Annotated in this window: 15 protein-coding genes; 13 read left to right on the plus strand and 2 right to left on the minus strand. The window is 71.6% G+C overall.

From position 1 onward, the window contains the following. Positions 1 to 106: 106 nt before the first annotated feature. The 7 genes from WEB03_RS12230 to WEB03_RS12260 all read left to right on the plus strand — a co-directional run bounded on the left by WEB03_RS12230 (position 107) and on the right by WEB03_RS12260 (position 7626). A complete protein-coding gene (locus WEB03_RS12230) occupies positions 107 to 466 on the plus strand; it encodes a DUF948 domain-containing protein (protein WP_368071229.1) in 360 nt (119 codons plus the stop codon). After that, positions 463 to 738: a hypothetical protein gene (locus WEB03_RS12235; RefSeq protein WP_368071230.1), complete on the plus strand. Its 276-nt coding sequence runs from the start codon at positions 463 to 465 to the stop codon at positions 736 to 738. Before WEB03_RS12230 ends, WEB03_RS12235 begins: the two co-directional genes overlap by 4 nt. Positions 739 to 802: 64 nt before the next feature. Beyond that, positions 803 to 3478, plus strand: coding sequence for an alanine--tRNA ligase (gene alaS, locus WEB03_RS12240; RefSeq protein ID WP_368071231.1), 2676 nt, complete (start codon positions 803 to 805; stop codon positions 3476 to 3478). Continuing rightward, positions 3475 to 3963, plus strand: coding sequence for a Holliday junction resolvase RuvX (ruvX, locus tag WEB03_RS12245; protein ID WP_368071232.1), 489 nt, complete (start codon positions 3475 to 3477; stop codon positions 3961 to 3963). The genes alaS and ruvX overlap by 4 nt, the downstream gene beginning before the upstream one ends. Positions 3964 to 4015: 52 nt before the next feature. Continuing rightward, complete coding sequence (gene mltG, locus WEB03_RS12250) at positions 4016 to 5137, plus strand: endolytic transglycosylase MltG (RefSeq protein ID WP_368071233.1); 1122 nt, start codon at positions 4016 to 4018, stop codon at positions 5135 to 5137. Positions 5138 to 5151: 14 nt separating this feature from the next. Next, on the plus strand, positions 5152 to 6075 hold the full coding sequence (locus WEB03_RS12255) for a shikimate dehydrogenase (protein WP_368071234.1): 924 nt from the start codon (positions 5152 to 5154) through the stop codon (positions 6073 to 6075). Between the two features lie 135 nt (positions 6076 to 6210). Next, complete coding sequence (locus WEB03_RS12260) at positions 6211 to 7626, plus strand: choice-of-anchor B family protein (protein WP_368071235.1); 1416 nt, start codon at positions 6211 to 6213, stop codon at positions 7624 to 7626. Between the two features lie 96 nt (positions 7627 to 7722). Here the strand turns inward: WEB03_RS12260 and WEB03_RS12265 are convergent, their stop codons facing one another. Then, a complete protein-coding gene (locus tag WEB03_RS12265; protein ID WP_368071236.1) occupies positions 7723 to 8097 on the minus strand; it encodes a type II toxin-antitoxin system HicB family antitoxin in 375 nt (124 codons plus the stop codon). Further along, positions 8094 to 8303, minus strand: coding sequence for a type II toxin-antitoxin system HicA family toxin (locus tag WEB03_RS12270; RefSeq protein ID WP_368071237.1), 210 nt, complete (start codon positions 8301 to 8303; stop codon positions 8094 to 8096). The genes WEB03_RS12265 and WEB03_RS12270 overlap by 4 nt, the downstream gene beginning before the upstream one ends. 382 nt (positions 8304 to 8685) lie before the next feature. Here WEB03_RS12270 and WEB03_RS12275 point away from each other — a divergent pair, with 382 nt between their 5' ends. The 6 genes from WEB03_RS12275 to WEB03_RS12300 form a co-directional block, all read left to right on the plus strand. Continuing rightward, positions 8686 to 9171, plus strand: coding sequence for a helix-turn-helix domain-containing protein (locus WEB03_RS12275; RefSeq protein ID WP_368071238.1), 486 nt, complete (start codon positions 8686 to 8688; stop codon positions 9169 to 9171). Then, positions 9161 to 9727: a DUF6036 family nucleotidyltransferase gene (locus WEB03_RS12280; RefSeq protein WP_368071239.1), complete on the plus strand. Its 567-nt coding sequence runs from the start codon at positions 9161 to 9163 to the stop codon at positions 9725 to 9727. The genes WEB03_RS12275 and WEB03_RS12280 overlap by 11 nt, the downstream gene beginning before the upstream one ends. Positions 9728 to 9971: 244 nt before the next feature. Beyond that, positions 9972 to 10760, plus strand: coding sequence for a roadblock/LC7 domain-containing protein (locus WEB03_RS12285; protein ID WP_368071240.1), 789 nt, complete (start codon positions 9972 to 9974; stop codon positions 10758 to 10760). Between the two features lie 11 nt (positions 10761 to 10771). Beyond that, a complete protein-coding gene (locus WEB03_RS12290) occupies positions 10772 to 11812 on the plus strand; it encodes a DUF4388 domain-containing protein (RefSeq protein ID WP_368071241.1) in 1041 nt (346 codons plus the stop codon). Then, complete coding sequence (locus WEB03_RS12295; RefSeq protein WP_368071242.1) at positions 11809 to 12423, plus strand: ATP/GTP-binding protein; 615 nt, start codon at positions 11809 to 11811, stop codon at positions 12421 to 12423. The genes WEB03_RS12290 and WEB03_RS12295 overlap by 4 nt, the downstream gene beginning before the upstream one ends. After that, the coding region (locus WEB03_RS12300) for a GspE/PulE family protein (RefSeq protein WP_368071243.1) at positions 12420 to 13366 on the plus strand (947 nt) is incomplete at its 3' end. The genes WEB03_RS12295 and WEB03_RS12300, both read left to right, overlap by 4 nt.

Raw genomic sequence — 13366 nt, forward strand, 5'->3', positions numbered from 1 at the left:
CAACCGGCACGACCCCCGCAACCGGCACGACCCCCGCAACCGGCACGACCCCCGCAACCGGCACGACCCCCGCCCCCCGCCCGTCCGCCGAGGAGACCCCCCAGCCGTGAACGTCACCGACTGGATGATCGTCCTCGCCGCAGGCGCGTGGGTCGTGCTCGTCATCGCGCTGTGCCTGCTGGTGGCCCGTGCCGTCCGCGCGGTCGACGAGGTGATCGGTGCCGTGCGCACCGTCGCCGACGAGACCGTCCCGATCCTGCGCGGCGTCAACGAGACCGTGTCCGGGGTGAACGTCGAGCTCGCCCGCGTCGACACGATCGTGGCCGGCGTCCAGTCCATCACCGCGACCACCGACCAGCTCGTCGGGGTCGTGCACGCCACGGTCACCAACCCGATCATCAAGGGTGCGGCGATCTCGGCCGGCGTCTCCCGCGCGGTGCGCACCTTCCGTGAGGATGGCTCGTGAGGTCGCTGTTCGTGCTCGCGGTCGGGCTCGGTGCCGGCGTCCTCGTCGGGGGCTACGTGGTCCGCAAGGTCGACCGCGCCACCCGAGCCGCACACCCGGTCGCCCTCGCCGACCGGGCCGGCCGGGCCGCCGGCAGCCTGCAGTCGCGCCTGGCCGCAGCCGCCGAGGCAGGCCGCGTCGCCGCTGCCGACCGCGAGGCGCAGCTGCGACGCGACTACGACCTCGACCCACTGCACGAGCTGACGGCACAGGCACCGCTCCCGAACGGCTAGCCGCAGCCCCTGCACCACCGCCAGCGCGACACGCGCGAGGCGACGCCCCACCCGGAGCCCCACCGTGGACAGCCTCACCATCCGAGAGACCTTCCTCCGCTTCTACGAGGAACGCGGCGCCAAGCGCTACGGCTCGGCCCCGCTCATCCCGAACGACCCGTCGCTGCTGCTGACCATCGCCGGCATGGTCCCGTTCAAGCCGTTCTTCATGGGCGACGCCGTCCCACCCTCGCCGCGCGCGACCAGCTTCCAGAAGTGCGTGCGCACCAACGACATCGAGAACGTCGGCCGCACCACCCGCCACCTGTCGAGCTTCGAGATGCTCGGCAACTTCTCGTTCGGTGACTACTTCAAGCGCGAGGCCATCCGCTGGTCCTACGAGCTGTCGGTCGCGGCCTACGGCCTCGACCCGGAACGCATCTGGGTCACCATCTTCGAGGACGACGACGAGTCCGAGCAGCTGTGGCTCGAGGAGACCGACGTCCCGCTCGAACGCATCCAGCGCGTGGGTGTGCCGGAAGGGTCCACCCGCCTCGACGCGTCCGACAACTTCTGGTCGACGGGCGGCGCCGGACCCTGCGGTCCGTGCTCCGAGCTGAACTACGACCGCGGGCCCGATTGGGGGGAGGAGGGCGGACCGGTCGTCAACGGTGAGCGCTACCTCGAGTACTACAACCTCGTGTTCATGCAGCAGGAGCAGGACGCCGACGGCAACGTGCTCGGTGATCTGCCCGCCAGGAGCGTCGACACGGGCCTCGGGCTCGAACGCATGGCCGTGCTGCTCCAGGACGTGCCCGACGTGTTCGGGACCGATCTGTTCACGCCGTTGATCGCCCGGGCGGAGGAGCTGTCGGGGGTGCGGTACGGCGACGACCCCGAGCGCGACGTCTCGCTCCGCGTCGTGGCCGAACACGCACGCACCTCCGCGCTGCTCATCGCCGACGGGGTGCTGCCGTCCAAGGAGGGCCGGGGCTACGTCCTGCGCCGCCTCCTGCGCCGCGCCGTCCGTCACGGGCAGCTGCTCGGCATGGACCTCGCCGGTGGTGCCGAGCTGCTCGTACCGATGCTCGATACCGTGCTGCGCACGAACCTCCAGATGTACCCCGAGCTCACCAAGCAACGGGAGCTGGTCACCCGGATCGCCGGTGCCGAGGAACGTGACTTCGCGGCGCGCCTGCGTGCGGGCCTCGAGCGCGTCGACCGCGCCCTCGACGACGTCCGGGCCCGCGACGGCGCCGATTTCCCCGGTGACGTGACCTTCGAGCTGCACGACACCTACGGCTTCCCGGTGGACCTGACCGCGGAGATCGCCGAGGAGGCCGGGCTGTCGCTCGACCGGGACCGCTTCGACGCGCTGATGGACGAGCAGCGCGAACGAGCCCGCGCCGGCGCCAAGAAGGGCGGCGGCGGTGTTCCCGTCGAGACCTACCGCGAGGCCGCCGGCAGCGTCGGCACGACCGAGTTCCTCGGCTACGAGGCGCTGGGGGCCGAGGCCGAGCTCGGCGCGATCGTGACCCCCGGCGGGCTCACCCGCAGCGCCCAGGAGGGCGACGAGGTCGAGGTCGTGCTCGCCCGCACGCCGTTCTACGCCGAGGGCGGTGGCCAGGTCGGTGACCGCGGCGAGCTGCGCACCCCGACGGGCCGCCTCGAGGTGGTGGACACCCAGGAGGCCATCGAGGGCCTGATCGTCCACCGCGCCCGGGTCGTGGCCGGCGAGGTCAGCCAGGGCCAGCCGGTCGAGGCCGTCGTCGACGCCGACCGGCGCCTCGCCACGGCGCGCAGCCACTCGGCCACCCACGTGCTGCACGCCACCATCAAGGAGGTGCTCGGCGACCACGCCCAGCAGGCGGGATCGCTGGTCCAGCCCGGGCGGCTGCGGTTCGACTTCCCCCACTTCGAGTCGGTCTCACGCGACCGGCTCCAGGAGGTCGAGTCGACCATCAACGACCGCGTGCTGCACGACCCGCACGTGCACACCGAGGTGATGGCGCTCGAGGACGCCAAGGCCGCCGGCGCCGTCGCGAACTTCGGCGACAAGTACGGCCAGGTCGTCCGCGTGGTCACGATCGGCGGGTTCTCCAAGGAGCTGTGCGGCGGCACCCACGTCCCGTCCGGCGCGACCATCGGGACCATCGCGATCGTCCGCGAGGAGTCCATCGGGTCCAACACCCGCCGGGTCGAGGCGCTGACCGGCATGGACGCCTTCCGCCACCTTGTCCACGAACGCCTCGTCGCCGAGGAGGTCGCTCGGGTGGTCGACGCGCCGATCGACCAGGCCGTCGACAAGGTCCGAGGGCTGGTCGACCGGCTCCGTGGCGCGGAGAAGGCGCTGGCCAAGGTCCGTGCCGGCAACCTCTCCCAGCAGGCGCTGCAGCTGGCCGACGAGGTCGTCCGCGAGGACGGGTTGGCGGTCGTGGTCACCCGCATCGACGGGGTGGTCGGCGACGACCTGCGCACGCTCGCCTCCGAGATCCGTGGCCGGCTGGCGACGCGCGGGGTGGTCGTGCTCGGCTCGGCGACCGACGGCAAGGCGCAGCTGATCTGCGCGCTGACCCAGGACCTGGTCGACGCCGGCATCGAGGCGCGACCGATCCTGCACCCGGCGGCCCAGGTGGTCGGCGGTGGCGCCGGTGGTCGTGGCGACCTGGCCCAGGCTGGCGGCAAGCAGGGCGACAAGCTCGACGAGGCCCTCCAGGTCGCCGCGCAGCAGGCCCGTGACGCCGCGCGAGGTGCTGCGTGAGCGGGCGCGAGGCACGCGACCTCGGTGACGAGCTGCCTCGGACCGGACGGCTGTTGGCTATCGACCTCGGTGAGGTCCGGGTCGGCCTGGCCGTGTCCGACCCGGGGCAGGTGCTCGCGTCGCCGGCTGAGACCCTCCAGGTCCCGCGCGACGCCGACGCGCCGACCCTGGACGCGCTCGTCAACGCCGCGGCCCGGCACGAGGCAGCGGGGCTGGTGGTCGGTCTGCCGCGCAAGCTCGACGGCTCCGAGGACGCGGCCGCCAAGCGGGCCCGCTGGTTCGCCGCACACCTGCGCGAACGGACCGGGCTGCCCGTCGCGTTGCAGGACGAACGCTTCACCACCGTTGAGGCCGAACGGGTCCTGATCGACGCGGACGTGTCACGGTCGGGTCGCAAGGCCAGCGTCGACAAGGTGGCGGCGTCCGTGCTGCTCCAGGGCGTGCTCGAGCACCAACGGCGCCTGCGCCGGGCGTCCGGGCAGTAGCGTCACCCGCGGCCGCGGGACGATCGTCGCACACGACCAGCGAGGCAACCAGGTGGCACGACTGTCGCGAGGCTCCAAGGTGTTCCTGGTCGTGGTCGTGGTGGGGATCGCGGCGGTCGTCGTCGGGACCCTCTTCCTCGGCGGGCAGCTGTCACCGATCGGTTCCGACGTCGAACCGGGCCAGCCGGTCGAGCTCACGGTCGCCCAGGGCGAGTCGGTCCGGTCCGTCGGTGACCAGCTCGAGGAGCTCGGGGTCGTCGGCTCCGCGCGCGGCTTCGTGAACGCCGCCGAGGACGCCGACCTCGTGAGCAGGCTGCAGCCCGGCGTCTTCGCGCTCGAGACCGGGATGAGCGACGAGGCCGCCGTCGAGGTGCTCGCGGCCGGTCCGACCGGCGGCGCTGGCGGCGACATCCGCTTCACCGTGCAGGAGGGCCTGACGGTCGAGGAGACCCTCGACCGCATCGCCGACCAGTTCGACGACCTCTCCGTCGATGACCTGCGCGCGGTCCTCGATGAGCGGACCGCCGCCGGCGGGAACGAGGACGGGGTCCTGCAGCTGCCGGACTGGGTCCCCGAGCCCGCCGAGGCGGGCGACGAGATCGTCGAGCCGTACGAGGGGCTGCTGTTCCCCCAGACCTACGACGTGCGCCGTGAAGCCACCGCGCTCGACGTGCTGCAACGGATGGTCACCGAGCTCGGCCGCGCGGCGGACCCGGTCCCCGAGGAGGACCAGCAGGCGCTCGAGGCTCGCGGGCTGTCGCGCTACGAGGGGCTGATCCTGTCGAGCCTCATCGAACGCGAGACCCGCGTGGACAGCGAACGGAACCTCGTGTCCGGCGTGCTCGAGGGGCGGATCGAGGACGGGATGCGGCTGCAGATCGACGCCACCGTCCTGTACGCCCGGGGCGAACCGACCGACCGGGTGCTGTTCGAGGACACCGAGATCGACAGCCCGTACAACACCTACCAGGTGGACGGGCTGCCCCCGACCCCGATCTCGGGCGTCGGCAACGCTTCGTTCCTGGCCGCCTACCAGCCCGAGGACACGACGGCGAGGTACTACGTGCTCGCGCCGGAGTGCGACGGGACCCACCGGTTCGCCGACACCCTCGACGAGCACAACAACAACGTGCGCGCCTTCCGCGAGACCGGCGGCTGCGGCGTGGCCGACTGACCGGAGGGTCACGTATGCGTCCACCCGCCGGTGCGCCGTGGCCGACGGCGTCGACCCGGCCGATCGTGCTGCTCGGTTCGCCGGTCCGGCACTCGCTGTCGCCGGTGATCCACAACGCCGCGTTCCGCGAGCAGGGCTTCGACCTGGTCTACCTCGCCCTGCCGGTCGACGCTGACGACCTGCTGGCGGTGGTCGAGATGCTCGGCGCGGTCGGGGCCGTGGGTGCCAACGTCACGGTGCCGCACAAGCTCGCCGTCCGTGCCGCGTGCGACCAGCTCACCGACGAGGCGAAGCTGATCGGCGCGGTCAACACCCTGGCGTGGACGACCGGCGGACTGGTCGGCGACAACACCGACGCCGCCGGCCTGGCGGACGCGGTGCTGGCCGACGGCGCCGCGACGCCCGGGCAACCGTGGGTGGTGCTCGGCACGGGCGGGTCCGCACGTGCGGTGGCGGTCGCCGCTGGCCGGATCGGCTGTCCGCTCACCGTGGTCGGTCGCCGCGTCGATGCCGCCGCGGAGCTGGCCGACCTCGCCGTCCGCGCCGGCGCGCCGACCGGTCAGGCCGTGGACGTGGTCGACGGAGCTGCCGTCCGTGAGGTGGTCGCTGCGGCCCGGACGGTCCTGAACGCCACGCCGCTCGGGATGGGCGGCGAGCCGCTGCCGGACGCGTTCCAGGACCTGCGGGCGGGACAGGACGCCTACGACCTGGTCTACGGCCGGCCGACGCCGTTCCTGACGGCAGCGCACGAGGCCGGTGTGGGCGCTCACCACGGGCTCGGCATGCTGATCGGTCAGGCCGCGGCGTCGTACCGGCGCTGGACCGGCGCGGAGGCCCCCGTCGCGACGATGTCGGCCGCGGCGACGGCCGCGCTGGCTCACGGCGATGGCGATGGCGACGGCGACGGCGACGGCGATGGCGATGGCGACGGCGCCTGACCCGACGTCGCGGGGCTCATCTCCTGCCCCCTCGACCCTGTCCCATCGGGCGAGCCGTCTCGGCCGCTCGCTCGTTGGCCCTCCGTGAAGCCCCCGACGGCCGGTCGTGCCGTCGCTCGACGCCCGGAGGATCCCGTGACCCGTCGCACGTTCCGCACCCTGACCGTGGCCCTCGCTGCGATCGCGCTCGCTGTCTCGACCGGGTTCGTCGCCTTCAGCGGCCCGGCCGACGCCAAGCTCGCCTACCTCAGCGAGGTCGCCGCCACCGCCCCAGCCTGGACCTCGGGCCTCGACCTGGCCGCCGCGCAGTGCACCGATGGCATGGCCGGGCCGTTCCCCTGCGAGAACGTCGACCTCGCCGCCGTGGTCCCCGTCGCGCAGCTCGGTGGGCCGACCGGTAACGACGTGTGGGGCTGGACCGATCCGGAGACGGGCCGCGACTACGCCATCGCCGGGACCAGCGCTGGGACCGCCTTCGTCGACGTCACCGAACCGACCGCCCCCGAGGTCGTGGCGACCATGCCCTCCCAGTCCGTGGTCGGCCTGCCGCTGTGGCGCGACATCAAGGTGTACGCCGACCACGCCTTCGTGGTCTCCGAGCACAGCGGCCACGGGATGCAGGTCTTCGACCTCACCCGCCTCCGGGACGGCTCCGGCTTGGGCGTCGGCAACATCGTCACGCCTGATGCTGTCTACAAGGGCCCCGCCGAGGCGACCGTCAGCAACAGCCACAACGTCTGGATCAACGAGGACACCGGGTTCGCGTACCTGATCGGCACCAACACCTGCAACGGTGGCCTGCACATGGTCGACGTCAACGACCCGCTCGCACCCACCTTCGCGGGCTGCTTCGCCGAGGACGGCTACACCCACGACGTCGAGTGCGTCGTCTACGACGGCCCCGACACGCGCTACCAGGGCCATGAGATCTGCTTCGCCAGCAACGAGGACACCGTCACGATCGTGGACGTCACCGACAAGTCCGCGCCCGTGATGCTGTCGCGCACCGGCTACGACTCCGCCGCCTACACCCACCAGGGCGCACTCACCCCGGGACAGGACTGGTTCCTGTTCGGCGACGAACTCGACGAGCAGAGCGGGACCGTCACGAACACCGCGACCTACATCCTCGACGTCAGCGATCTGCAGGCGCCGGGCGACCCGGTGACCTACCTCCACGACAGCCAGACGATCGACCACAACATGTACGTCGACGATCGGTTCGTGCACCAGTCGAACTACAACGAGGGGCTGCGGATCCTGGCCTGGGACGACGACCTGCTCCGGGCCGGGCAGCTCGACGAGGTGGCGTACTTCGACGTCGTCCCCGCGGTCGACGTCAGCGAGTTCGCCGGGGCGTGGAGCAGCTACGACTTCGGCTCCGGCACCGTGGTCGTCAACACCCTCGAGCTCGGCCTCTTCGTCCTCCAGCCGGACCTGCCCGCCCCGGACGGCGGTACCGACCCTGACGACGGCGCAGGCGGGCCGCCCGAGTGTGAGGACCGACCGAGCAAGGGCAACGGCAAGGGCCCCAAGCACTGCCGCGACTGACCCCCGCCGTCGCCCACCCGCTCCGCTCGCGCGTCTCTCTCGACTCAGCGTTCCGCGAGCTGGCTACGGGCTGGTACGTGCGGCCCTGCCGGACCGTCAACCTTCGACGAGCTGCTGAGCTCGCTGGTAGCTGATCCCCGTCATCGTGCCGATGTCTCGGTACGAGAGCCCGGCGTGACGCAGTTCGGTGACGGCGACCTTGGTGGCTGCCCGTGCTCGGTCGGCGAGCTGTTCGGCTTCGGCCCGGAGCCGACGGGCGTCGGTTGCCGCAGCGGTCACTTCGTCCCAGGACAGTGTGAGGGCGTAGCTGCCGGGCATCTCGCCGGTGAGTAGTTCGATGACCTCGGCGACATCGCGTTCGGCCTGGTCGAGTCGGCGGCATTGGGTGACCGCGGATGGTCCGAGGTCGGGGACGGTGACGATCCACCATCCGGTGTCGTCCCAGGTGGCGTGGACGTCGTAGACGGTCATCGCAGTTCCTCCAGCCAGGTGGGGCCGAACTCGTCGGCGAGGGCGGCCTGGATGTTCCGCAGCGTTCCGGGTGCCTGGTCCTTGGCGCCGGCCTTGATGATGGCGACGTGCCCGCCGGGTGCGGTCCACTTCTCGTGGGAGCCCGCCGTAGAGGTGTGGACGCATCCAAGGTCGCGGAGAGCCCTGCGGAGGCGTCGGGTCGGCATCGACTTCATACGCGAGGGTCTACCCCCTAGACTACGTCCAGTCGAGCGCTTAGACAATGGTCGCTGTGGATATCGCGCAGGCACCCGAGCCGGTGACAACGATGTCGACCGATGCGGGTGTCGTCACGAACTCCTGTGCGGGCCAGGGTGGTCGATCCGACGGCCGCATGGCCGCCTCTTTCGTCGATGTGTCGCAGTGCCGTCATCCTGGCAACGAACGCGAACCGGCCTCGACGGAGCCGAGCAACCGTGGACAGGTTCACCTGTCTGTAGCGGGAGACGCTGCGTGGCGGCGCGGAAGCCCGTGCAGCGTGACGCACGAGACGCTTGCCGGCAGTACGCTATCTGAGTAGATAGCTCGCGCGACTGGGATGGTGTTCGGATGGAGCCGAGGATCCTGACACGGCAGGCGCGTGCGCGGGCAGGTCTGACGTTGCGCGACCTCGCGGCTCAGGCGGGCACCTCCAGCGCGACGCTGTCCGCCTACGAGACCGGAGCGAAGGATCCTCGTGCCTCGACGCTCCTGCGCGTGCTGACCGCAGCCGGTACCGAACTTCGACCCGTCGGCGTTCGTCCAGCAGGTCAACGGTTCGTCGATCTGTTGTGCGAACGGATCGCGGAGCTCGTCGTGGCCGACCCTGCGCTCCTCGATCGAGCCCGGGAGGTCCTACCGCGCCTCGAAGGACGGTCATCCTGGGCCGGTACGTGGGCGACCTTGCTGGACGCCGGGCCGGTCGTGGTCGTGGCGGTGCTGACCTCGACGTCACCGGAGGCATCGGCCCTCAAGACCGACAGCCCGTTCGCGCTGCTGGATCTCATCTCCGGCGAAGAACGCCTCCGGCTGCTCGAGCAGACGCATGCGTCGTGAGGAGGTGCTCCACGTCGCACGTGCGGCGGCGCAGGTGGCCGGTGTCCGTCGTGTCCTGGTGATCGGCTCGCAGGCCGTGGTCGGCGCCTATCACGAGAACGATCTTCCTGGTGCCGTGCTCGCGTCGATCGAGGTCGACATCGTCGTGCTCGACGACCCCGCAGGCACGGCACACCACGCCGTCGAGGGCAGCCTCGGGTACATGTCGCTGTTCCACACCACGCACGGCTACTACGCCGAGGGCGTCGAGGCAGGAACCGCCGTGCTGCCCTCCGGATGGGAGGGGAGGGTGCTGACCCTGACGGTCGCGGACGCTCGAGGTGCGGAGTTCAGCGTGCACTTCCCCGAACTGCACGACCTCTGCATCTCCAAGCTCGTCGCGGCTCGGACCAAGGACCGAGCGTTCGTCGCTGCGCTCCGAACCGCTGGACTCCTCGACGGCGACGTGCTGGTCGAACGGGCTCGAACCATCCCCGGGGTCCCTCCGTCGGTCGTCCAACGGACCGTGGCCGCGGCGCAGAGTGTCCTCGCATCCGACGCGGATGGGCCCTGCTGATCGTCGGGGAGCCCCGCTGCGCTTGGCCGGGCGGGCGAGCTCCGTGAACGCACCCACCACCACACCCACCGACCACACCCGCCACACGTGCCCCAGCCGCTCCCTACGCTGGTGGGACCGCCGGCTGCCTCAAGTCGTGCGGACCGACGGTCGAAGGCAACGGGTACCGCACGTGCCGCTCGTGTCCCCGCCCGCGCCGTGCAGGAGTTGCCCGGACCGGCGACGCGGACCTGGAGGTCACGAGGTGTACGAGTCCGACAGCCGCGCTGACCGGCTCGCCGCAGCGCTCGACGAGTTCATCCGCAGCTCCCCGGACGTCGAAGCCGCCGCCGTCGTGTCCTTCGACGGTCTGCCGATGGCCGCCGCGCTGCCCGACGAGCTCGAGGAGGACCGTGTCGGCGCGATGAGCGCGGCGTTGCTCTCGCTCGGTGAGCAGGCTGCACTCGGACTCGGCCGCGGGCTGCTGAACCAGGTCTTCGTCGAGGGTGAGCACGGGTTCGTGTTCCTGATGTCCGCCCGGGACCAGGCGGTGCTGACCGCGATCGCCGGCCGGTCCGCCAAGATCGGGTTCATGCTGTTCGAGATGCGCCGCGCCGCCGAACGCATCGGACGCGCCCTGGAGCTCGGCCCGTCCGACCTGGTCGCCCCGGAGGCCGCCGCAGGGGCGACCGAACCGGCGCCCGCGGAGCCGGCGCCCGCGGAACACGAGCAGCAGCCTCCAACGCCGCCCCAGCAGGAGTCGCAGCAGCCCGCCGAGCAGCCGTACGCCCCGCCGCAGCCGGACGTGCCGCGGTACGACCCGTCGCACCGCGATCCGACGTCGGGCGAGCGCCCGCCGATCTTCGCGCAGCCGCAGCCAGCGCCGCAGCAGCAGGAACCGGCGGCGCAGGCGTACGAGCCGGCTCCGGCCTACCGCGGCTGGGACGAGGCGCCTCCCGCCCCGCCTGCAGCCCCCGAACCGACCCTCGACGCGCCGGCCTCCGACGGCGGCGCCGTCCACCACCTGCCGCCGCGGTCCGCCGCGTCCGAGTGAAGTAGCGCGCCGTGCTCGAGGGTGACCTCACCGACTTCACGATCCCGGACGTGCTCCGGTTGCTCGCCTTCACCACGAAGTCGGGCCGGCTGAGCGTGGAGTTCGGGGCGCGGCACGGGCGGGTCGACCTCGTCGACGGTCGGGTCCGTGACGCCTCGGCCGAGGCCGACCGGCTCCAGCTCGCCCGACGTGTGCTCGGCAGCGGCGCGGTCGCCGGCGACACCCTGCTCGGGGTGCTCGACGGCTTCGACGACCTGCCGACCGACCTCGAGCTCGCCCGCGCCCTCGTCACCGAAGGTGCCGTCGAGGCGGGGACGCTCGCTGAGCTGGTCCGTGAACAGACCGTGGACGCCGTCTTCGACCTGCTGCGCTGGCCCGATGGCCGGTTCCAGTTCACCATCGTCGACGACGCGAGCCGCGGTCCGACGGTGCTCGACCTCGCCGTCCCCGTCGACGAGCTGCTCGAGGAGACCTCCCGCCGGTTGGAAGCCTGGTCGGCGCTCGATGCCCGCACCGGATCGCTCAGCGACGTGGTGTCGGTGCGCCAGCCCGACAGCGCGGATGCCGGGCGGGTCGAGCTGCCCGCCGAGGGCTTCGCGTTGCTGACCCTGATCGACGGTCGCCGCACGCTCGGTGATCTCGTGGCCCTGTCCGGTCGGGGGGAGCACCGCACCCGCCGCAGCCTCGATGTGCTGGTCGAGGCGGGTGTGGTCGAGGTGGGTGCCTCCGACGCGCCGTCGCGGCTCGAACAGCTCCTGCACGACCACGACGCGCTGTCCGAACGCGAGCACCAGCTCGCCGCGACCGGACAACGCGACGAGGCCCCCGCGGCCGAGGCCCAGGTGGCCGACGCTCCGGCGGCGCCCCGCCCGGGGCGCAAGGCGATGGCCAGGGCGGTGGTCGGGCCGGACGAGGACCTCGTCGAGGTCGCCACCCGCGCCACGAACGCGCGGTCGCTGCGCACCAAGGTCCGCACCGAACGCCTCCGGACCGACCCGAGCGTCGACGAGGACCTGGTCTCGCGGCTCATCGAAGGGGTGCAGGCCCTGTGAGCCCCCCAGCCAAGGCCGACACCCCCCGCAGCCGCCGGCGGTCCCGCACCCTCAAGGTCGTGGTGACCGGGCCCTACGGCGCCGGGAAGTCCACCTTCATCCGCACCATCTCGGAGATCACGGTCCTGTCGACCGAGCGGGCGGTGTCGGGCGACGACGACGCGACCACCACCGTCGCGATGGACTTCGGCCGGATCACGGTCGGCGGGGACCTCGCGCTGTACCTGTTCGGCACCCCGGGCCAGCAGCGGTTCGAGTTCATGTGGGACATCCTCGCCGAGGGGATGTTGGGCTTCGTCCTTATGCTCGATCCGGCGGGGGCCGATGGAGTGGCAGAGGCGCACCGGATACAGGAGACGTTCACCGACATGGCCGACGTGCCCCACGTGGTCGCCATCAACAAGGCCACGGGGGACGACGCCGAGGCGATCGCCGACGTCCGTGCGCGTCTCGAGGTGCCGGAGACGGTGCCGGTGGTGACCTGTGACGCGCGGGAGCGGGACGACGTCAAGCGCGTGCTGGTCACCCTGCTCGAGCAGGTACGAGACCACGTGAGGACCGCAGCGGCCGGTCCGCCCCCCGCAGCCCGGACCGGAGACGCGACCCCATGAGGCAGCTCGGCCAGGTGCTGCTCGACCAGGGGTTGATCACCAACGCCCAGCTCGACGAGGCCATCGAGGAGCAGCGCGAACGAGGCCGTTCGCTCGGTCGGATCCTGGTCGACCGCGGGTTCATCTCCGAACGCGATCTCGTGACGGCCCTGGCCGCCCAGGTGGGCATGGAGTTCGTCGATCTCGCGGAGATCGAGGTCGACCCGCGGGCGGTGACGATGCTTGCGCCGAGCCTGTCGAAGCGGCACGCGCTGCTGCCGATCCGGTTCGAGGACGGCCGTCTCGTGGTGGCGATGAGCGACCCGTCCAACGTCGTCGCGATGGACGACGTGCGCACCGTCACCAAGATGGACATCAAGGTCGTCATCGCCACGCGCGAGAGCGTCCTCGCCGCGGTCGACCGTTACGCGTCCATGGCCGACGACATCGAAGCCATGGCCGACGACCTGGCCGGCGACGACGGGGCCGAGGACCTGGCGGCCCTGACGGCGGTCACCGAGGACGCGCCGATCGTCAAGTTCGTCAACCTGCTCATCTCGCAGGCGGTGGCGGATGGCGCGTCGGACATCCACATCGAACCGGGGGAGAAGGAGCTGCGGGTCCGGTACCGCATCGACGGCGTGCTCCACGAGGTCATGAAGTCCCCGAAGTCGATCCAGTCCGGGGTCATCAGCCGCCTGAAGATCATGGCCGAGGTCGACATCGCCGAACGGCGCGTCCCGCAGGACGGCCGCATCGGGCTGAACGTCCACGGCAAGGCGATCGACCTGCGGTTCTCGACCCTGCCGACGGTGCACGGCGAGAAGGTCGTCATGCGCATCCTCGACAAGACGTCGGTGATGATGACCCTCGACGACCTCGGGTTCCTCGACCACAACGAACGCCGCTACGAGAGCGCTTACCGCAAGCCGTACGGGATGATCCTGGTGACCGGCCCGACCGG

The sequence above is a fragment of the Nitriliruptor sp. genome, assembly GCF_040882075.1.
Classification (GTDB): Bacteria; Actinomycetota; Nitriliruptoria; order Nitriliruptorales; family Nitriliruptoraceae; genus Nitriliruptor.